Origin of the sequence: Mycobacterium colombiense, from assembly GCF_001953985.1 — a bacterium.
GTDB classification, from domain to species: domain Bacteria; phylum Actinomycetota; class Actinomycetes; order Mycobacteriales; family Mycobacteriaceae; genus Mycobacterium; species Mycobacterium colombiense_B.
Window position 1 is genome coordinate 130,212 of the sequence record NZ_MBEI01000001.1, and the last position, 20,465, is coordinate 150,676.

A 20,465-nucleotide genomic window follows, 5' to 3' on the forward strand; every position below is an offset into this window, starting at 1 on the left:
GTGACAGACACCACCGGCGTCGGCACTCGTCTCGACGATGAGCGGCTGGAATTACTGCGCCGCAAGCTCGCTGAACGCGGCCTGGCCAAGACGACGGCCGCGGCGCCGCTCGCGACCGACGGCGAACCACGCATGTCGGTCGGCCAGCACCGGATGTGGTTCGTGCAGTCCGTGGATCCCGACGGCGCGTTGCTCAACATCTGCGTCTCGTACCGCCTATCCGGCACCGTCGACACCGCGCAGTTGCATCGTGCGGTCGACGCAGTCGCCGCGCGACACCCGGTGCTGCATACGACGTACGCCACCGACGGCGAGGGCTACCCGCATCCGGTGATCCGCGAGGACCTGCGGCCCGAATGGGCCGAACACGACCTGACCGGGATGACCGATCAGGCGCGCGGGCTACGTCTGGATGTGCTGGCGCAGCGTGACTTTCGCCGGCCATTCGACCTGAGCAAGGATTCGCCGCTGCGGGTCACGGTGGCGCGCGTGGCTGATGACGAACTGATGCTGCTGATCACCGCGCACCACATCGCCTGGGACGACGGCTCGTGGGCGCCCTTCTTCGCCGATCTGACCCGCGCATACACCGACCCGGCTGCGTTCGCCGATGGTCGGGCGCTCAGGGACCTCGCCGCGGATGCGACCGCCATTCGCCAGGCGGACCTGGACTACTGGCGGCCGCGGATGGCCGACCTTCCGGAACCCCTTGAACTGCCCGGGGTCAACGGTTCGGTGGTGCCCAGCACCTGGCGCGCACAGCGCGCGTTCGCGCAGTTGTCGGCGGACACCGTCGAGCGGGCGGCCGTGCTGGCCCGCGAGACGGGCGCCACCCCGTACATGGTGTTGATGGCCGCGTTCGCCGCGCTCGTGCACCGGTACACGCAGTCGACGGACTTCTTGGTTGCGGCCCCGGTGCTCAACCGCGGGGTGGGCACCGAGGATGTCATCGGTTATTACGGCAACACCGTGGTGATCCGGCTGCGGCCGCGGTCGCACCAGACGTTCCGCGAGCTGCTGGCCCAAACCCGTGAGGAGGCGGTGGGCGCCTTCGCTCATTCGCGCGCCGACCTGGACTGGCTGGTGCGCGAGTCGAATCCCGATCGCCGGCATGGCGCGGATCGGATGACTCGGGTGAGCTTCGGGCAACGGGAGCCCGACGGCGCCGGCTTCTGTCCGCCCGGCGTGCGCTGCGAGCGCGGCGAATTGCGCGGCCATTTCAACCAATTGCCCTTGAGCCTGATGGTCGAGCTGGACCGGGCACCGGACGGCTCAGGCGGCGGCGTGGTCGAGGCCGAGTACCTGGTCGAGGTGATGGATCAGCAATTGGTCGAGCAATTGCTGCGCCACTACGCCGCCTTGCTGGATGGCGTGCTGTCCGACCCCGACGTGACGCTGTCGGCGTGCGCGTTGATGAGCGACGAGGACGCCGAGTGGCTGCGCGCGGTATCGACCGGCGAGGAATTCGTCACCCCGGCCAGCACGTTGCCCGAGCTGGTCAGCCGGAGGGCCGGGCTCACCCCCGATGCCGTCGCCGTGGTCTACGAGGGGCGCGCCTACTCCTACCGGGAAATCGACGAAGAGTCGAACCGGTTGGCGCACTGGCTCATCGAGCAGGGGATCGGCACCGAGGATCGCGTCGCGGTGCTGCTGGACAAGTCCCCCGAATTGGTCATCACCGCGCTCGGGGTGCTCAAAGCGGGCGGGGTCTATCTGCCGGTGGATCCCACCTATCCGGAGGACCGGCTGAGCTTCATCCTCGAGGACGCGGACACGAAACTGGTTCTGCGCGAACCGATTAGCGACGCCGCGCGCTATCCGGCCAGCGCACCCGCCGAGCTGATCCGACCGCTGAGCCCGCAGAACACCGCCTACCTGATCTACACCTCGGGCTCCACCGGGCTGCCCAAGGGCGTTCCGGTGCCGCACGCCCCCATCGCCGAGTACTTCGTCTGGTTCGGCGACGAATACCGGATCGACGACACCGATCGGCTGCTGCAGGTCGCCTCGCCCAGCTTCGACGTGTCGATGGGCGAGATCTTCGGCACGCTGATCATGGGTGCCCGCTTGGTGATTCCGCGGCCCGACGGGCTGCGCGACATCGGTTACCTCACCGAGCTGCTGGCCCGTGAGGGCATCACGTCGATGCACTTCGTCCCGTCGCTGCTGGGGCTCTTCCTGTCGTTACCCGGCGTCGGCCAGTGGCGGACCCTGCGGCGCGTGCCCATCGGCGGGGAGGCCCTGCCGGGCGAGATCGCCGACAAGTTCCACGCCACCTTCGACGCGTCGCTGCACAACTTCTACGGACCGACCGAGACGGTGGTGAACTGCACCAGCTACCCGGTCGAGGGCGCCCAGGGCACCCGGGTGGTGCCCATCGGCCGGCCCAAGATCAACACGCAGGTGTATCTGCTCGACAACGCGCTGCAGCCGGTCCCGGTCGGCGTGATCGGTGAAATCTACATCGCCGGAACGCATGTCGCGCATGGATATCACCGCAGACCGCAGCTGACCGCCGAGCGCTTCGTCGCCGACCCGTTCACGCCCGGTGGCCGGATGTACCGTTCCGGTGACCTGGCCCGCCGCAACGCCGACGGCGACATCGAGTTCGTCGGCCGCGCCGACGAGCAGGTGAAGATCCGCGGTTTCCGCATCGAGCTGGGCGAAATCGCGGCCGCCATCTCGGTCGACCCCAGCGTCGGGCAAGCGGTCGTGCTGGCCATGGACCTGCCCCAGGTGGGCAAGAGCCTGGTCGGATACGTGACGCCGGCCCAGGGCGCCGGCACGGAAACCGTTGACGTCGAGCGCATCCGGGCCCGGGTGGCCGCCGCGCTGCCGGACTACATGACCCCGGCCGCTTACGTGGTGCTCGACGAGATCCCGATCACCGCGCACCAGAAGATCGACCGCGCCGCGCTGCCGGAACCGCAGATCGCGGCCGCGACCGAATACCGCGACCCCAGCACCCCCACCGAAGAGCGCATCGCGCAATTGTTTTCCGGGTTGCTCGGCCACGAACGCGTGGGCGTCGACGACTCGTTCTTCGATCTGGGCGGCCACTCGCTGGTCGCCACCAAACTGGTCACCGCGATCCGCGCGGAGTGCGGCGTGGAAATCGGCATCCGCGACGTGTTCGAACTCGCGACGGTCGGGGCGTTGGCCGAGCGGATCGACCAACTGGGTTTGGGCGTAAGGACGCAGTCGCGGCCCCGGCTGATCACCACCGCGCATGACGAACCGATGCCGCTGTCGGCGTCGCAGCTGCGCAGCTGGTTCGCCTACCGCGTGGACGGGCCCAGCCGGGTCAACAACATTCCCTTTGCGGCGAAGCTGACCGGGCCGTGGGACATCGATGCGTTGATCGCCGCCGTCGGCGATGTCGTTGCCCGGCACGAAATCTTGCGCACCGGCTACGTCGAGCTGGACGGCGTGCCCTATCAGGTCGTTGAACCGGCCGGCGTCGAGGTTCCGGTGCGCCGCGAGGAGGGGCCCGACGAGGCCTGGCTGCAACAGCAGCTCGACGTCGAGCGATGCCACTGCTTCGAACTGGACGCTGAATTGCCGATCCGGGTCGCGGTGCTGCGCACCCAGAACACCGCGGAGCATGTGCTGTCGCTGGTCGTGCACCACATCGCCTCCGACCATTGGTCGGCGGGCGTGCTGTTCTCCGACGTGATGACGGCCTACCGGGCCCGGCGCGGCGGGGAGGCGCCGTCCTGGGCCCCGCTGCGTGTGCAGTACGCCGACTACGCGGCCTGGCAGCACAAGTTCCTGGGTGACGCGAGCCAGGAGTCCGCCATCGCCGGCGGCCAGCGCGAGTACTGGACCCGGCAGCTGGCCGGGATGCCGGAGGACACCGGGCTGCGCCCGGACTTCCCGCGCCAGCCGGTGCCCAGTGGCGAGGGGGAGTCGGTCGACTTCCAGATCGACTCGGCCACCCGCGCCAAGCTGGGCGAGCTGTGCCGCGAGCTCGGCATCACCGAATTCATGCTGCTGCAAACGGCTGTCGCCGTGGTCTTGCACAAAGCCGGTGGGGGAACCGACATTCCGCTGGGTACCCCGGTCGCCGGCCGCACCGAAGCCGAGTTGGACCAGCTGATCGGATTCTTCGTCAACATCCTGGTGCTGCGCAACGACATGGACGGCAACCCGACGTTGCGCGAACTGCTCAAGCGGGCCCGGGAGACCGCGCTGGCGGCCTACGCCCACCAGGACCTGCCGTTCGACCGGGTGGTCGACAGCGTCAGCCCGGTGCGCTCGCTGTCACGCAACCCGCTGTTCCAGGTCGTCGTGCACGTCCGGGATCACCTGTCCGCCACCCGGGTCATCGAGGCCGCGGCCCCGGGCAGCGGTGAGCAGGACACCGTGTGCACCTCGCTGGACCCCGTCTTCGACATGGCGCACGCCGACCTGAGCGTGAATTTCTTCGGTACCGACGGCTCCGGCGACATCGGCTACAACTGCAATGTCATCTACCGCACCGAGCTTTACGCCAGGACCACCATCGAGCGGATGGCCGAATGGCTGGGCCGAGCACTCGCCGAGTTCGCCGGTGACATCGATCAGACTCTGCGCGACGTCCGGCTGATCGATGCCGCGGAACAGCACCGCATTCTGCAGGACTGGAGCCGCGGCGAGCAGCCGCCGCACGACCGGCCACGCACCATTCCGGAACTGCTGGAACCCAGCCGGACGTGGGGCGCCGACCGCGTCGCGGTGCGCTGCGGCGAGCAGAGCATCGGTTACCCTGCGCTGCACCGTCGTTCGGACAATCTGGCCGCGCTGCTCGTCAAGAACGGGGTGGGGCCCGGGTCGCTGGTCGGGCTGTCGACCCGACGGAGCATCGAGCTGGTGGTGGCGCTGGTGGCCATCATGAAAGCCGGCGCCGGTTACTTCCCCATCGATCCCGGATATCCGTTGGCCCGAAAGCAATTCATGCTCGACGACGTGCAACCGCCGGTCGTGGTCGCGACGGTCGAAGCCGTGGACACCATGCCGCAGGTGCCCGGGGTCGAGCTGATCTCGCTGGACGATCCGCAGGTACGCGCCCTGGTCGACAGCGACGACGTGGATCCCCTGTCGAGGGAGGCGCGACTGCCGCACCCCGATGACCCGATGTACCTGGTGTTCACCTCCGGGTCCACCGGCAAGCCAAAAGGCGCGGTGGGGACGCACCGCTCGATGACAGCGCGGCTCGACTGGCAGCTGCGGCACTACCCGCCGCGAACCGACGACGTTCGACTGGCGCAGGCCTCGATCACCTTCCTCGAAGGCGGCATGGAGATGCTGGCCGGCCTGGCGGCCGGCGCGACCATGATCCTGGCCGACGACGCCGAGCACCGCGACCCGGAGGCCCTCGGGGACCTGATGAACCGGTATTCCGTCGCCCAGGTGACAGCGGTGCCCAGCCTGGTGTCGGCGCTGGTGGACAGCCGGCCCGACGCGGTGTGCGCGCTGTCGCGGCTGGTGTGCGGTGGGGAACCGGTGAGCACGGCGCTGCTGCAGCGGCTGGTATCGGTGTGCGCCGACCAGGACGGCGTCCGCACCGAGCTGCTGAACAACATCGGTTCCACCGAGACCTCCGGCGCGGTGTCCCGCGGGCGGCTGGGCCTGCCGAATCCGCTTGTCGGAAAGCCGGTCCCGGGGGCGCAGGCCTATCTGCTCGACGACGGGCTGCGTCCCGTGCCGGTCGGCGTCGTGGGCGAGTTGTACTACGCCGGTGACCAGCTCGCTCGAGGCTATTGGAAACGTCCGGGCCTGACCGCGACGCGGTTCATCGCCAATCCCTATGGTGCCGAGCCGGGTTCGCGGCTGTACCGCAGCGGCGACCTGGCCCGGTGGACCGAGGATGGTCAACTGGAATTCGCCGGACGTTCCGACCATCAGGTGCAAGTCCGCGGTTTCCGCGTCGAGTTGGCCGAGGTCGAGGCGGCCCTGGCGGGCGCCGATGGCGTCGCGGCCGCGGCGGCCCGCACCTGGGAGGTGCACGGCGGCACCTCCCTGGCCGGATATGTTGTGCCGCAACACCCGATCACCGATGACGCCGCGAAGGCGACATTCGCGAGCGAGGTGCGCGCCGCGATCGCCACGACCCTGCCGGGCTACATGCTGCCGTCGTCGCTGACCGTGCTCGACGTCCTGCCGAAAACCGAATCGGGCAAGCTGAACCGGCCCGGGCTGCCGCGGCCGGCGGTCAGCACCGGCGGGCAGACCGAACCGGCCCGCACCGACACCGAACGGGCGCTGGCCAAGGTGTTCGCGGAACTGCTGTCCACCCCGGATGTCGGGCGCTTCGACGACTTCTTCGCCCTCGGCGGCGACAGCATCCTGTCCGTGCAGCTCGCCTCGCGGGCCCGGGCGGCCGGCCTGGCCGTGAGCCCGCGGATGATCTTCGAGAACCCGACGGTGCAGCAGCTGGCCGCCGCGCTGGATGCCCTGGGCGACGAAGGGGCCGTCGTCGAACAGGACGAGTTGCCGGCCGACACCCGTTTCGAGCCGATGAGTACTTCGGGACTGTCGCCCTCGGATCTGGCCGCCGTGACGCAACTCTTCTCGTCGTCGCGCGAAGGCACGACATGACAGCTGCCCAAACCGATGTCGCGCCCGACATCGAGGACGTGATGGCGCTGAGCCCGCTGCAGGAGGGCTTGTATTCGCTGACCACGCTCGCCGAGTTCGCCGACGGGGAAGCGGCGGACGACCCGTACGTCATCGGGATCGCGGCGGACATCTCCGGCGAACTCGATGTCGCGCTGCTACGCGAATGCGCGGAGCGGATGTTGGTGCGACACCCGAATCTGCGGGCCAGCTTCTTCAGCCGGGGGATCCCGCGACCGGTTCAGATCGTGCCGTCCCGCGTCGAGTTGCCCTGGCGACTGGTCACCGCCACACCCGGGGACGTGCCCGCGCTGGAAACCGGCGAACGCCAACGGCCGTTCAATCTGGAACGTGGGCCGGCCATTCGCTTCCTGTTGATCGAATTGCCCGGCGCGCAATGGCGTTTGGTGCTCACCGCGCATCACATTGTGATCGACGGATGGTCGTTGCCGGTGTTCGTCAACGAGATGACGATCCTGTATCAGGCCGGCGGCGACCCGTCGGCGCTGCCCGTGGCGCCGCGGCCCTACCGCGACTACATTGGCTGGCTGGCGAGCCGCGACCCGGAAACCAGCCAACGGGTTTGGCGCGAGCACCTGGCCGGACTGCCGGGCCCCACCCTGCTCGCCGCCTCGCTGGGGTCCATCGAGACGACCGAGGGGCAGCAGTCGGCGCTGCCCCGCACCACCCGGCTGCGCCTGCCGGCAGACACCACCGCGCGGTTGGTCGAGGACACCCGAGCGCGCGGCATCACCGTCAACACCCTGATGCAAATGGCGTGGGCGCTGGTGTTGTCGCGGCTAACCGACACCCGCGATGTGGTTTTCGGGGTCACGGTCTCCGGTCGGCCACCCGAACTGACCGGCGTCGAGACCATGGTCGGCTTGTTCATCAACACCGTGCCGCTGCGGGTGCGGCTCGACCCGGCCGCGACGGCCGGCGAGCAGTGCCGCGCCGTGCAGCGCGACGCGGCGCTGCTGCGCGAGCACAGCCACCTCGGCCATGCCCAACTGCGCGCCCTCGGCGGGGTCGGGGAGATGTTCGACACCCTGCTGGTCTACGAGAACTTCCCGATGGACGGGCTGACCGCCGGTGGCGAATTGACCGCCGGTGGTGCGACTTTCCGGCCGTCCGCCCTGCAAACCCTGTCGCATTTCCCGGTCGCGATCGCCGCCCACATGGAAGGCGGCGAGCTGGTGGTGCTGATCGAAGCGATCGACGGAGCGCTGGGCGCCATTCCCGCCGCCACCTTCGGGCAGCGGGTGCTTACCGCCGCTGAGAGGCTGCTGCAGGGCTGGGAGCGTCCGCTGCGCGACGTCAGCGTTCTGCTCGGCGACGAGGCCGACCCGCTGCGGGCCGCCGGCGCGCTAACGCCTTTGTCGCCGTTGAGCATTCATGCCCGGTTCGCCGGCGTCGTCGCCCGGACACCGGACAACGCGGCGGTCAGCTGGGCGGGCGGCGCGCTGAGCTACCGCGAGCTGGATCTTCATGCCACCCGGCTGGCGGCGCGACTCGCCCACAAGGGGGTCAAGCCCGAAACTCCGGTGGGACTCAGCCTTTCCCGCGGCCCGCACTACATCATCGCGATACTCGCCGTGCTCAAGGCCGGCGGCATGTGCGTGCCGATGGAACCTGCAATGCCCCCCGAGCGGGTGGACTCGATCCTGCGCCAATCGGGCGCGTCGATCGTGTTGGACGACGAGCTGACCGAGGAGCTGCTGAACGCCTGCGAACCGCATGACGACGAGTTCAACCCAGTCGACGTTACCGCCGAGCAGGCCGCGTATGTCGTGTTCACCTCGGGCACGACGGGAGAACCCAAGGGTGTCATCGGAACCCACGGCGCGGTAGGTGCCTACGCCGACGATCATCTGGACCGCGTATTGCGGTCCGCGGCAGGCAAACTCGGGCGTCCGCTGCGCATCGCCCACGCCTGGTCGTTCGCCTTCGACGCCGCGTGGCAGCCGTTGGTCGGCCTGCTCGACGGGCACCGCGTGCATGTCGTCGACGAGCAGACCCAGACCGATGCCGAGGCGCTCGTCGCGCTGATCGCCGCGCACGGCATCGACATGATCGACACCACGCCGTCAATGTTCGCCCAACTGCAGGCTTTTGGTCTGCTGACCGAGGCGCCACTGACCGTGCTTGCGCTGGGCGGCGAGGCGGTCGGCAGCGCGGCCTGGAACCGGATCCGCAACACCTGCGGCACCTCGTCGATGGTGGCATACAACTGCTACGGGCCCACCGAGACCACGGTGGAGGCGGTGGTCGCCGCCATCGCCGAGCACGATGACCCAGCCATCGGGCGGCCGACCCGGCACACCCGTGGCTACGTCCTGGACTCGGCGCTGCGGCCGGTGCCGTGCGGGGCGACGGGCGAACTCTATCTGGGCGGTGCCCAGCTGGCCCGTGGCTACCTGGGCCGCGCTCCGGAGACCGCGGCGCGCTTTGTCGCCGACCCGTTTGCGACGGCCGAACGGATGTATCGCACCGGCGATCTGGTGCGCCGATTGCCCGACGGCTCAGTGCAATACGTGGGACGCGCCGACGCCCAGGTGAAGATCCGCGGCCACCGCGTCGAACCCGGGGAGATCGCCGCCGCCCTCGAATCGCACCCGGCCGTGCGGCACGCGGGGGTGCTGGTGCAACAGCGCCGCGGTGCCGCGCGGCTCACCGCGTACGTCGCCACCGACGCAACAGCCGACCGGCCCACAACGTCCGAGCTTCGGGGCATGCTCAGCACCCGGCTGCCGCGCTACATGGTTCCGCAGCGCATCGTCCTGGTCGACGAAATCCCATTGACCGCCAACGGGAAGCTGGACGAGACCGCGCTGGCCGCCTTCGACAACGCCGAGTCGGAGGTCGGGGCGGCAACGCCCGAGACCGCCACGGAATCCGCGCTGGCCGAGCTGCTGGCCGAGCTGCTCGGGCAGCCGCGCATCGACGTCACCGCGGATTTCCTGCAGCTGGGCCTGGACAGCATCATGGCGTTGTCGGTGGTGCAAGCGGCCCGCGCACGCGGAATTGCGCTGCGCGCCAGGCTCATCCTCGAGTGCAGCAACGTCCGCGAACTGGCCGAGGCGATCGACTCGGAAACCGCGGCCGCCGCCGGGCAGGCGGACACCGGATCCGGACCAATGCCGTTGCTGCCCAACGGCCGATGGCTCTATGAGTTCGGTGACCCGCGCCGGCTCGCGCAGACCGAAGCCGTCCGATTGCCCGAGACGCTGCGCCGCGAGCAGTTGGACGCGGCCTTGGCAAGCATCATCGAGGGACACGAGGTGCTGCGCACCCGGGTGGACCGCTCCACCATGACCCTGGTGCCGGCTCCGGCGGCAGACATTGTCGATGTGGTCAAAGAGGTTGAGGTGGTTGGCGATCTGGCCGCGGTGGTACCCACCCACGTCGCCCAGGCCGTCGACCGCCTCGACCCCGAACGCGGAACGCTGCTGTCCGCGGTGTGGTTGCGACCGCAGGCGGGGGAGAGCGTCCTGCTGCTGGCCGCGCACGTCGTCGCGCTGGACCCGGCGTCGTGGCGCGTGATCCTCGGTGAACTCGGTGCGGGCCTGACGGCGTCGGCCACCGGCCACTCGCCGGCGCCGATCCGCGAGCACACCAGCTATCGACGCTGGGCGGACGCGCTGACCGCGCGGGCGCACCGGTTGGACACCGTCCAATTCTGGGCGTCCCAACTGGACGGCGACGATCCCGACCTCGGTGCCCGTCGCCTCGATCCGAGCCGCGATCGGGCTCGTGACCTGATCGTGCGCAACGCCGCCACCGACGCCGACGTCACCCGCCGGCTGCTGGAGTCGGGCCTGCCGTTGCCCACGCTGCTGATCGCCGCGACCGCGGCGACGGTGACGCGCTGGCGCGAGATGCGCGGCCAGGCCACCCCGCCCCCGCTGCTGGCACTCGAAACACACGGCCGCGCGGACAGTTTGGTGGACGGGCCGGGCGCACACACCATCGACACCGGCGACACGGTCGGGTTGCTCAGCTCCATCTACCCGGTGCGGTTCGACTCGACGGATCCGCGCGCGGTGGCGGAGACGATGGCGGCGATCCCCGGCGATGGACTCGACTACGGATTGCTGCGCTACCTGCGCGACGACACCGCGGAGCGGCTCGCCGGTTATGCACCTCCGCAGCTGCTGCTGAATTATCTCGGCGCCGCGCACACCGACGGCGGCACCGGACTGCGGCTCGAGCGTGAGCTACTCGCCGGGTCGTCGCCGGTGCCGGAGCCGGAACTGGCGGTGCGCCACGAACTGACCATCGCCGCGATGGTGCTGAGCTATGACGGGGAGCGGGTGCTGGCCGCGCAGTGGCGCGCCCTGCCCGACATTCTCGATGACACGGATATTGCTGCGCTGCAGGAGCTTTGGGTCGATTCGCTGCGGGAGATGGTGAAATGAGCACACTTGCGATCGTGGGTGCCGGCGCCAAGGCGGTGGCTGTGGCAGCCAAGGCCTTCGCGCTGCGCGACATGGGCGTCGAGGTTCCCGACGTGGTCGCGGTGGAGCGGATCGGCGTCGCGGCGAACTGGCAGGCCAGCGGAGGCTGGACCGATGGCGCGCATCGGTTGGGTACCAGCCCCGAAAAAGACGTCGGGTTTCCCTACCGCTCGGCGCTGGTGCCGCGCCGCAACGCCGAACTCGACGAGCGGATGACCCGCTACAGCTGGCAGTCCTATCTCATCGCGACGGCCTCGTTCGCGGAGTGGATCGACCGCGGCAGGCCGGCGCCGACGCATCGCCGATGGGGTCAGTACCTGAATTGGGTCGCTCACCACGTGGGCATGAACGTGGTGCACGGCGATGTCGAGCGAATGGCGATCGCCGGAGACCGCTGGGCGCTGTACACGCACGAGACCACCGTGCACGCCGACGCGTTGATGATCACCGGCCCCGGCCAGGCCGAAAAGTCTTTGCTTCCGGGCAATCCGCGCGTGCTGTCGATCGCCCAGTTCTGGGACCGCGCCGCCAATCACGACCGCATCGATGCGGAGCGGGTGGCGGTGATCGGCGGTGGCGAGACGGCCGCGGCGATGCTCTATGAGCTGTTCCGGCACCGGGTTTCCAGCATCACCGTGATTTCGCCACAAGCCACATTGTTCACCCGCGGCGAGGGGTTCTTCGAGAACTCGCTGTTCTCCGATCCCACCAACTGGCCGGCCCTCACGCTTGCCGAACGCCGTGATGCGTTGGCGCGCACCGACCGTGGGGTGTTTTCGTCCCACGTGCAGGAAGCGTTGCTGGCCGACGATCGCATCCACCACCTGCGTGGCCGCGTCGCCCACGCGGTGGGCAAGGAGGGGCAGATCCGGTTGACGCTGTCCACCAACCGCGGCAGCGAGAATCTGGAGACGGTACACGGGTTCGATCTCGTCATCGATGGTTCCGGCGCCGACTCGCTTTGGTTCGCACCGTTATTCAGCCAGGAAGCCCTTGATCTGTTAGAACTCGGTCTGGGTGGGCCCCTGACTGCGGAACGGCTGCAGGAGGCGATAGGTTATGACCTGGCCGTCACAGACGTGACACCCAAGTTGTTCCTGCCGAACCTGTCAGGACTTACCCAGGGGCCCGGGTTTCCCAACCTGAGCTGCCTTGGACTGCTATCCGACCGGGTGTTGGGATCCACCGTCAGCCCGTCCAAGTATCCCGTGCGAAGGAGACACGATGAGCGCGAACCCCTTTGATGACGACAACGCGACCTTTGTGGTGCTGGTCAACGACGAAGACCAGCACAGCCTGTGGCCGACCTTCGCTGACACGCCGGCCGGCTGGCGGGTGGCGTTCGGTGAGGCCAGCCGCGCGGACTGCCTGCAGTACGTGGAACAGAACTGGTCCGACATCCGGCCCAAGAGCCTGATCGAGACACTCGCCGGCGAGTAGCAGGGGGTCCGCGGGGGCGAGATTTTTGCCGCTACATGCTTGCGGCACAGAATAATTAGCGTGATTACACGTCGCGGCCGTAGCGTCGTCGTAACGTGACCGACCTGAGACACAAATCGCGGAGTCACAGGGCACACTTACACCATCTTCAACCATGGAGACGTGTGACCGTGTGCGGCGATCCGCGGGATTTCCGCCACGGCCCATGTGCATCGAAGGGGGACCTGTGAAATCCGTGAAGTCCATTGCCACGGGCGTGGCGGCGCTGACCGCCATTGGCGGCGCCGCCGCCGGTGTGGCTTCCATTGCAGCACCGATCGGCCTGGATCAGGTGCAACTGGCTGCGGTCGGCGCGCCACTGCCGCAGGACCCGCCGCCTGCGCCGGCGCCTCCGCCCCCGCCGCCGGGAGCGCCGGGACAGTTGCCGACGGCTGACCAACTGGCCAATCTCTGCACCCAAGTAACCGACCCCGGGGTCAACTACAGGGACAAGAACAACCTCGTTGAAAACGGCGTCCCGCAAAACGAGGGTATGGTCGCCGACCACGACCTGCGGAAGGCCTACCGGAACGGCAACTTCCCCGAGCAGTTCAACGTGACGAACATCGCGCCGGCGGGGCCGAACATGGCCCAGGCCGACGTGGCCATCACCGGGCCGAAGTTCGCCGGGCCGGTCGAAAAGCACCTGGTGTTCGTCAACCAGAACGGAAACTGGATCCTGCAACACGACGCGGCGCTTGCCCTGCTCCAGGCGGCGACGGCGACCAACTAAACAGTTCGGCGATTCGTCTGACAAAACCGACGTTTCAAGCGGACCCCATGCGCCTCCGTGAGGCGGCGCATGGGGTTCTGCGTTTCAATTCCCCTGGCACGCAATCACCGGTCGCCCCCGGCGGCGTACCCATGCACGTCCTCGCACAGCCGGCGCACAGTTTGCTCTTGTTTGTTCCACATCGGCTCGCCGTAACGTATCGGTGCCGAGATACGAAATACCAGACGCAACGGGCACGCCTACACCATCTGAGCTGCCACGACAGGCGGTGCGGATTGCGATGCGTCGAAATTCGTGCCTACCGAAGGGGGAACCATGAACACAGTCAAGACCATTGCCACCGCGGTGGCAGCGCTGGCCATCGTCGGGGGCGCCGCCGCCGGCGTGGCTTCCGTCGCGACGCCGAGTTCGCTGGCCGCCGGGGTGCGGCTGGCCACCGTCGGTGCGCCGCTTCCGCAGGATCCGCCGCCGGCGCAGCCGGTCGCCGGAGCCAATGTGCCGACGCCCGATCAGCTGACGGGCGTGTTGAACAGCCTCGCCGACCCGAAGGTGTCGTTCAACAGCAAGGGCAACCTGGTCCAGGGCGGCATCAGTGGCATGGAAGCGCACGTCGCGGACAAGAAGCTGCAGAAGGCCGCCAAGAACGGCGACCTGCCGCTGTCGTTCGACGTCACGAACATCCAGCCGGCCGCGGGCGGTTCGGCGACCGCCGACGTTGCGGTCTCCGGCCCCAAGCTGACGTCGCCGGTCACGCAGAACGTCACCTTCGTCAATCAGGGCGGCTGGGTGCTGTCGCGGGCGTCGGCGATGGAACTGCTGCAGGCCGCCGGTCAGTGATCGGCGCCCAGCGCGCGCAGGTCTAACCGGGCGATGCGCGCCGGATCCGCGAGCACATCGATCGCGCGGATCCGGCCGTCGCGTACCACGAAACCCATGACGGATGCCGCCCGGCCGGCGATGAAAATCACCGCGCCGGCGGCACCGTTGATGGTCGCGGCACGCGCCTCGCGCTCCGAGCCCGCGTAACCGCGGGCCAGCTCCGCCACCGAGACCGCACCCTGGGCGCGGAAGACGGGCGCGGCGGCGCCGAAGTCACCCCGCAACACCACGTCGGGATGGAGCACCGCGACCAGGCGGTCGAAGTCGCCACTGCGCCCCGCCGCGAAGAAGGCGTCGACCACCTCGCGTTGCGCGGCCAATGTGCCGTCGGGAACCGGATCGGCCTGCTCGATCCGGCGTCGTGCCCGGCTGGCCAGCTTGCGGGCCGACTCCGGCGTCCGGTCGACGATGGCCGCGATCTGATCGAACGGCACGGTGAAGACGTCGTGCAGGACGAACGCCAGCCGCTCGGCCGGCGGCAACGTGTCCAGCACCACGAACAGCGCCAGCCCCACCGCGTCGGCCAGCATGGCGCGGTGTTCGGGGTCGAATTCACCCTCTGCCTCCACGATCGGATCCGGCAGGTGACCGACCAGTTCCTCGCCGCCGTGAGTCCGGCGGTCGCGCAACATGTTCAAGCAGATGCGCGCCACCACCGTGGTCAGCCAGGCGTCCAGATTGACGATGCCCTCCCCGCCGTCCGATTCGGCGCTGCGGCTCAACCGCAGCCACGCCTCCTGCACCGCATCCTGAGCGTCGTCGATCGAGCCCAGCATGCGGTAGGCGATGGCGCCCAGCTGTGGTCGGGCCGCCTCGAAGCGTGCCGCCAGTGACGCCTCCGCCGTCACGGCCGATCGGTCTCGGGTAAGGCGCACACCCGGCCACCGGAAAAGCCCGACGACCCGATACCGAGGGCAATGTTGAACCGGGCGCGCATGTTGCCCAGATTGATGACATGGGTCAGCCCAACGAGCTGTGGTGTGTCGAAGTGGAGACGCAGCGCGTCGAAAAGTTCATCGGTCACCTCGACCGGTGTGCGACTCATCGCGGTGGCGTACCGCAGGATCAGCTTGTCGACGTCGGAGAAGCATGGCGCGTTCTGATAATCGGAGAGGGCCAACAGCTCTTCGTCGGTCATGCCCCAGCGGCGTGCGATCTGTGAGCCGAGGTCGATGCAGTACTCACAGCGCACCGTCGTTGCCGCCTTGAGCTCCGCCAGCGCGCGGTGGCGGGGACTGAGAATGTCCAGTTTCGACTCGGCCTGCTCCAACTTGCCGTAGGCGCTGAGCAAGCGGGGGATATGCGCATACATCCGCAGCGGCTCCAGCATCCCCGCGGTTTCGAGTCCGGCCATCTGCGCGAGCTTGCGCTTGGTGAAGAAGAAGGCGATTTTGGCGCCGAGGCCGGCGTCGCGGTCGGAGACTCCTTGCAGCCGTGACATGACCACCCTCCCTGGCAAGTTGTGTGGTGAGAACCAACGTCCTTACTAGGTCGACACGCGGCGAGGCCCGAACGTGACGGTTATGCGGGCGAGCCCAGCGGCATATCCATGTTGTAGACCCGGGCGTGCAGCACGGTGCGGTTCCGCAGCGCGGCGCGCACCGCACGGTGCAGGCCGTCTTCGAGATAGGTGATGCCCTTCCACCGCACCGCGTGCGGGAAGAGATCGCCGTAGAAGGTGGAGTCCTCGGAGAGCAGGCGGTCCAGTGCGAGCACCGTTGTGGTGGTGACCAATTCGTCGAGCCGGATCTGCTGCGGCGGTATCTGCGACCAATCCCGGTAGGACAGGTTGTGCTCCGGATACGGCTTGCCGTCGCGCACGCCCTTGAAAATCATCGGCCGACCTCTCCCGACTCATCGCGCTGGCCCGACCGCTTCATTCTGGAAAGGCTAGTCGGACTGGTGCTCGGCAGCACCGGTGCGTGCGCAGAAAGTCTTCCGAGCGACCCGCCGTCTTCGCGGCGAGGACGGGCCGTCAGCCCCGCGGCCACCCAGTCCGCCGAAACGCCGCTGATAACGGTCGGCACCGCCCGAGCCCGTAAAATGAATCCGGTCAAGGCGGTATCGAAGGAGGTGGCGGCCGGTGGGAAGTGCCGATGACCGTCGGTTCGAGGTGCTGCGCGCCATCGTCGCCGACTTCGTCGCCACCAAAGAACCGATCGGTTCCAAGGCGTTGGTGGAGCGTCACAACCTGGGCGTCTCGTCCGCCACCGTCCGCAACGACATGGCGGTGCTCGAGGCCGAGGGCTACATCACCCAGCCGCACACCAGTTCCGGGCGGGTGCCCACCGAGAAGGGCTACCGCGAATTCGTCGACCGGCTCGACGACGTCAAACCCCTATCCTCGGCCGAACGGCGCGCGATCCAGAGCTTCCTCGAATCCGGGGTCGACCTCGACGACGTGCTGCGCCGGGCGGTCCGGCTGCTGTCGCAACTGACCCGGCAGGTGGCCGTGGTGCAGTACCCCACGCTGTCCTCGTCGACGGTGCGTCACCTCGAAGTGATCGCCCTGACCCCGGCGCGGCTGCTGATGGTCGTCATCACCGACTCGGGCCGGGTCGACCAGCGGGTCGTCGAACTCGGTGACGTCATCGACGACCACGAACTTTCTCAGCTACGCGAGATGCTCGGCCAGGCGCTGGTGGGCAAGAAGCTGTCGGCCGCCTCGGTGGCGGTGGCCGACCTCGCCGGACAGCTGCGCAGCCCGGACGGCCTGGGCGACGCCGTCGGCCGGTCGGCGACGGTGTTGCTGGAGTCCCTCGTCGAACACACCGAAGAACGCCTGTTGCTCGGTGGTACCGCCAACCTGACCCGTAACGCGGCCGATTTCGGTGGCTCGTTGCGCTCCATCCTGGAAGCGCTGGAGGAGCAGGTGGTGGTGCTGCGGTTGCTGGCCGCCCAGCAGGAAGCCGGTAAGGTGACGGTGCGCATCGGCCACGAGACGGCCGCCGAGCAGATATTGGGCACCTCCGTGGTCACCACCGCCTACGGCACTTCCGACACCGTTTACGGGGGAATGGGTGTGCTGGGGCCCACCCGGATGGACTATCCGGGAACTATCGCCAGTGTTGCTGCGGTTGCCCTATATATCGGCGAAGTCCTGGGTGCTCGATGAACGCGCACCCGCAGGATGGGTTGGCGCGGGGTAAAGACCAGGTATAGGAGAGTCAAGCGTGGCACGCGATTACTACGGGCTGCTCGGCGTGAGCAGAAACGCCAGCGACGCGGAGATCAAGCGCGCGTATCGCAAGATGGCGCGCGAACTGCATCCCGACGTCAACCCCGACCAGGCTGCGCAGGCGAAATTCCAGGAGATCAGCGTCGCCTACGAGGTGCTGAGCGACCCCGAGAAGCGGCGGATCGTCGACCTGGGCGGTGACCCGATGGAGGGTGCGGCCGCGGCGGGCGGCGGCTTCGGCGGCGGTTTCGGCGGCCTGGGCGACGTGTTCGAGGCCTTCTTCGGCGGCGGCTTCAGCGGCGGCGCGACCTCCCGCGGCCCCATCGGGCGGGTGCGTCCGGGCTCGGACTCGCTGCTGCGGATGCGGCTCGACCTCGAAGAGTGCGCCACCGGCGTCACCAAGCAGGTCACCGTCGATACCGCGGTGCTGTGCGACCGATGCCAGGGCAAGGGCACCAACGGCGATTCGGCGCCGGTGCCGTGCGACACCTGCGGTGGCCGCGGCGAGGTCCAGACGGTACAGCGCTCGCTGCTGGGACAGGTGATGACCTCGCGGCCGTGCCCGACCTGCCGTGGCGTCGGCGTCGTCATCCCCGACCCGTGCCACCAGTGCATGGGCGACGGCCGGGTGCGGGCCCGCCGCGAGATCAGCGTCAAAATCCCCGCCGGTGTGGGCGACGGCATGCGCGTGCGGCTCGCCGCCCAGGGTGAGGTCGGGCCCGGCGGCGGGCCGGCCGGTGACCTGTACGTCGAGGTGCACGAACAGCCCCACGACGTCTTCGTCCGCGAGGGCGACGACCTGCACTGCACGGTCTCGGTGCCGATGGTCGACGCGGCGCTGGGCGCCACCGTCACCGTCGACGCCATCCTGGACGGCGTCAGCGAGATCACCATCCCGCCCGGCACCCAACCGGCGTCGGTCATCACGCTGCGCGGCCACGGCATGCCGCACCTGCGGTCCGGCACCCGGGGCGATCTGCATGTGCACGTCGAGGTGGTGGTTCCGGCCCGACTGGATCACCGCGACACCGAATTGCTGCGCGAGCTCAAGACGCGCCGCAGCCGCGACGTGCCCGAGGTCCGCTCGACCCACGCCGGCGGCGGCCTGTTCAGCCGGCTCCGCGAAACCTTCACCGGACGCTAGTCGGGAGCCCGCGAAGGCGCCCGCATGGTCGCGACCCTGTTCTACCTCGACGATCTGCCGCAGCCCGGCGCGCTCGCCGTGCTGGGCGGTGACGAGGGCTTTCACGCCGCCACCGTGCGGCGCATCCGTCCCGGCGAGCGGCTCGTGCTGGGCGACGGCGCCGGAGTCTTGGCCCACTGCGAGGTGGAGCACGCCGGGCGTGACGGCCTGCGCGCGCGGGTGCTCGAGCGCTGGAGCGTCCCGCCCGGATCCCCGGCCGTGACGGTCGTGCAGGCGCTGCCGAAGTCGGAGCGCTCGGAGCTGGCCATCGAGCTGGCCACCGAAGCCGGCGCCGACGCGTTCCTGGCGTGGCAGGCCGCACGGTGCGTGGCCAACTGGCAGGGCAACCGGGTCGACAAGGGGCTGCGCCGGTGGCGCGCCGTCGTCCGTTCGGCGGCCCGGCAATCCCGCCGGGCGCACATCCCGCCGGTCGACGGCGTGCTGTCCACCGCGGAGCTGACGCGGCGGATCCGCGACGAGGTGGCCGCCGGCGCGACGGCGCTGGCCTTGCACGAGTCGGCCACCGACCGGCTCGCGGATATTGAGCTGGCACAAGCCAAATCACTGCTGGTCGTCGTCGGCCCCGAAGGCGGGATCGCCGACGACGAGATGGCGGCGCTATCCGACGCAGGCGCGGCCGCGGTGCGGCTCGGTCCGCAGGTGCTGCGGACGTCGACGGCCGCGGCGGTGGCCCTGGGCGCCCTCGGCGTGCTGACCCCGCGCTGGGACCGGCGCGGCGACATTCCGGCAAACGGCCTCACGCTGCAGGTTCGCGACACCGGCCCGTCGTCGAGTACGTTGCTGAACACTGACCAACCCGGGCCCTCGGCGTAGACTGAGACGGCCCAGCAACCCACCGACAAGCCGAGGAAGCAGGCATCGAGAGCCACGTGACGCCCCGCGAGACCAGCGCTGCTGACGCAGCCGGAGCCGTCCCGGCCTCTGCTCAGGTTCGCAGCAGCATCGACGTTCCGCCCGATGTCGTCATGGGCCTGTTGGGTTCGGCGGACCAGAACCTGCGGGCCCTCGAGCGCAGCCTGAATGCCGACCTGCACGTGCGTGGCAACGCGGTCACCGTCGCGGGTGAGCCCGCCGACGTCGCGCTCGCCGAGCGGGTGATCTCCGAGCTGGTCGCCATCGTCGCCGGGGGTCAGTCGTTGACCCCCGAGGTGGTCCGGCACAGCGTCGCCATGCTGGCCGGCACCGACAACGAGTCACCGGCCGAAGTGCTCACGCTGGACATCCTGTCGCGGCGGGGAAAGACGATCCGGCCCAAGACGCTCAACCAGAAGCGCTACGTCGACGCCATCGACGACAACACGATCGTCTTCGGGGTCGGCCCGGCCGGCACCGGCAAGACCTATCTCGCGATGGCCAAGGCGGTCAACGCGCTGCAGACCAAACAGGTCAGCCGCATCATCTTGACCCGCCCGGCCGTGGAAGCCGGTGAGCGCCTTGGCTTTTTGCCCGGCACGCTCAGCGAGAAGATCGATCCCTATCTGCGGCCGTTGTACGACGCGCTCTACGAAATGATGGATCCCGAGCTGATCCAGAAACTGATGACCGCCGGGGTCATCGAGGTGGCGCCGCTGGCCTACATGCGGGGAAGGACGTTGAACTCCGCGTTCATCGTCCTCGACGAGGCGCAGAACACCACCGCCGAGCAGATGAAGATGTTCCTCACCCGGCTGGGCTTCGGGTCGAAGATCGTTGTCACCGGCGACATCACGCAGGTCGACCTGCCCGGGGGCGCCAAGTCGGGCCTGCGTTCGGCGATGGAAATCCTGGACAGCGTGGAGGACATCCACGTCGCCGAGCTGACCAGCGTGGACGTGGTCCGCCACCGGCTGGTCTCGGAGATCGTCGACGCCTATGCGAAGTTTGAAGAGCCCGGTCTGACGATGAACCGGGCGTCGCGGCGGGCGACGGGCTCGCGCGGTCGTCGATGATGGTGCGGTG

13 protein-coding genes are annotated in these 20,465 nt (G+C 68.8%); 10 read left to right on the forward strand and 3 right to left on the reverse strand.

Features of this window, described 5'->3' with window-relative positions; translation table 11 throughout:
- From A5732_RS00515 to A5732_RS00540, 6 genes are all read left to right on the forward strand, one after another.
- Window positions 1-6,579 (forward strand): non-ribosomal peptide synthetase, encoded by a 6,579-nt coding sequence (locus tag A5732_RS00515; protein ID WP_076099933.1) that lies wholly within the window; start codon window positions 1-3, stop codon window positions 6,577-6,579.
- Window positions 6,576-11,015 carry a non-ribosomal peptide synthetase gene (locus A5732_RS00520; protein ID WP_076099936.1) on the forward strand — a complete coding sequence of 1,480 codons (4,440 nt, stop codon included), beginning with the start codon at window positions 6,576-6,578 and terminating at the stop codon, window positions 11,013-11,015. Before A5732_RS00515 ends, A5732_RS00520 begins: the two co-directional genes overlap by 4 nt.
- On the forward strand, window positions 11,012-12,298 hold the full coding sequence (gene mbtG, locus A5732_RS00525) for an NADPH-dependent L-lysine N(6)-monooxygenase MbtG (protein ID WP_076054255.1): 1,287 nt from the start codon (window positions 11,012-11,014) through the stop codon (window positions 12,296-12,298). The genes A5732_RS00520 and mbtG overlap by 4 nt, the downstream gene beginning before the upstream one ends.
- The gene (locus A5732_RS00530; RefSeq protein WP_064954098.1) at window positions 12,279-12,494 is read left to right on the forward strand and encodes an MbtH family protein; all 216 of its coding nucleotides are present in this window, start codon (window positions 12,279-12,281) and stop codon (window positions 12,492-12,494) included. Before mbtG ends, A5732_RS00530 begins: the two co-directional genes overlap by 20 nt.
- 226 nt (window positions 12,495-12,720) lie before the next feature.
- Window positions 12,721-13,266 carry a hypothetical protein gene (locus A5732_RS00535; protein ID WP_076099938.1) on the forward strand — a complete coding sequence of 182 codons (546 nt, stop codon included), beginning with the start codon at window positions 12,721-12,723 and terminating at the stop codon, window positions 13,264-13,266.
- A gap of 315 nt (window positions 13,267-13,581) precedes the next feature.
- Entirely contained in the window at window positions 13,582-14,103 is a 522-nt protein-coding gene (locus A5732_RS00540) for a hypothetical protein (RefSeq protein ID WP_076099940.1), read from the forward strand.
- On the opposite strand, the gene A5732_RS00545 is transcribed toward A5732_RS00540, so the two are convergent.
- The 3 genes from A5732_RS00545 to A5732_RS00555 all read right to left on the reverse strand — a co-directional run bounded on the left by A5732_RS00545 (window position 14,097) and on the right by A5732_RS00555 (window position 15,981).
- On the reverse strand, window positions 14,097-14,993 hold the full coding sequence (locus A5732_RS00545) for a sigma-70 family RNA polymerase sigma factor (protein WP_076054261.1): 897 nt from the start codon (window positions 14,991-14,993) through the stop codon (window positions 14,097-14,099). The two genes, A5732_RS00540 and A5732_RS00545, sit on opposite strands and share 7 nt — an antisense overlap.
- Complete coding sequence (locus A5732_RS00550; RefSeq protein ID WP_076054360.1) at window positions 14,990-15,586, reverse strand: carboxymuconolactone decarboxylase family protein; 597 nt, start codon at window positions 15,584-15,586, stop codon at window positions 14,990-14,992. Before A5732_RS00550 ends, A5732_RS00545 begins: the two co-directional genes overlap by 4 nt.
- 80 nt (window positions 15,587-15,666) lie before the next feature.
- Complete coding sequence (locus A5732_RS00555; protein WP_064954093.1) at window positions 15,667-15,981, reverse strand: type II toxin-antitoxin system VapB family antitoxin; 315 nt, start codon at window positions 15,979-15,981, stop codon at window positions 15,667-15,669.
- A gap of 247 nt (window positions 15,982-16,228) precedes the next feature.
- On the opposite strand from A5732_RS00555, the gene hrcA reads away from it, so the two are divergent.
- From hrcA to A5732_RS00575, 4 genes are read left to right on the forward strand one after another with little or no spacing between them, the layout of a single operon-like run.
- Window positions 16,229-17,260 carry a heat-inducible transcriptional repressor HrcA gene (gene hrcA, locus A5732_RS00560; RefSeq protein WP_064954092.1) on the forward strand — a complete coding sequence of 344 codons (1,032 nt, stop codon included), beginning with the start codon at window positions 16,229-16,231 and terminating at the stop codon, window positions 17,258-17,260.
- Window positions 17,261-17,318: 58 nt separating this feature from the next.
- Window positions 17,319-18,467, forward strand: a complete 1,149-nt coding sequence (gene dnaJ, locus A5732_RS00565; protein ID WP_064954091.1) for a molecular chaperone DnaJ — start codon at window positions 17,319-17,321, stop codon at window positions 18,465-18,467.
- Window positions 18,468-18,491: 24 nt separating this feature from the next.
- Entirely contained in the window at window positions 18,492-19,340 is an 849-nt protein-coding gene (locus A5732_RS00570; RefSeq protein ID WP_076099942.1) for a 16S rRNA (uracil(1498)-N(3))-methyltransferase, read from the forward strand.
- Between the two features lie 56 nt (window positions 19,341-19,396).
- Window positions 19,397-20,455, forward strand: a complete 1,059-nt coding sequence (locus tag A5732_RS00575; RefSeq protein ID WP_065127907.1) for a PhoH family protein — start codon at window positions 19,397-19,399, stop codon at window positions 20,453-20,455.
- The last annotated feature ends 10 nt before the right edge of the window (window positions 20,456-20,465 follow it).

Bases quoted from the DNA above. Each gene is read 5' to 3' on its own strand.
- A5732_RS00570 (WP_076099942.1), top strand. From the start codon at position 18,492: ATGGTCGCGACCCTGTTCTACCTCGACGATCTGCCGCAGCCCGGCGCG.
- A5732_RS00540 (WP_076099940.1), top strand. From the start codon at position 13,582: ATGAACACAGTCAAGACCATTGCCACCGCGGTGGCAGCGCTGGCCATC.
- A5732_RS00530 (WP_064954098.1), top strand. From the start codon at position 12,279: ATGAGCGCGAACCCCTTTGATGACGACAACGCGACCTTTGTGGTGCTG.
- mbtG (WP_076054255.1), top strand. From the start codon at position 11,012: ATGAGCACACTTGCGATCGTGGGTGCCGGCGCCAAGGCGGTGGCTGTG.
- A5732_RS00550 (WP_076054360.1), bottom strand. From the start codon at position 15,586: ATGTCACGGCTGCAAGGAGTCTCCGACCGCGACGCCGGCCTCGGCGCC.
- A5732_RS00520 (WP_076099936.1), top strand. From the start codon at position 6,576: ATGACAGCTGCCCAAACCGATGTCGCGCCCGACATCGAGGACGTGATG.
- A5732_RS00555 (WP_064954093.1), bottom strand. From the start codon at position 15,981: ATGATTTTCAAGGGCGTGCGCGACGGCAAGCCGTATCCGGAGCACAAC.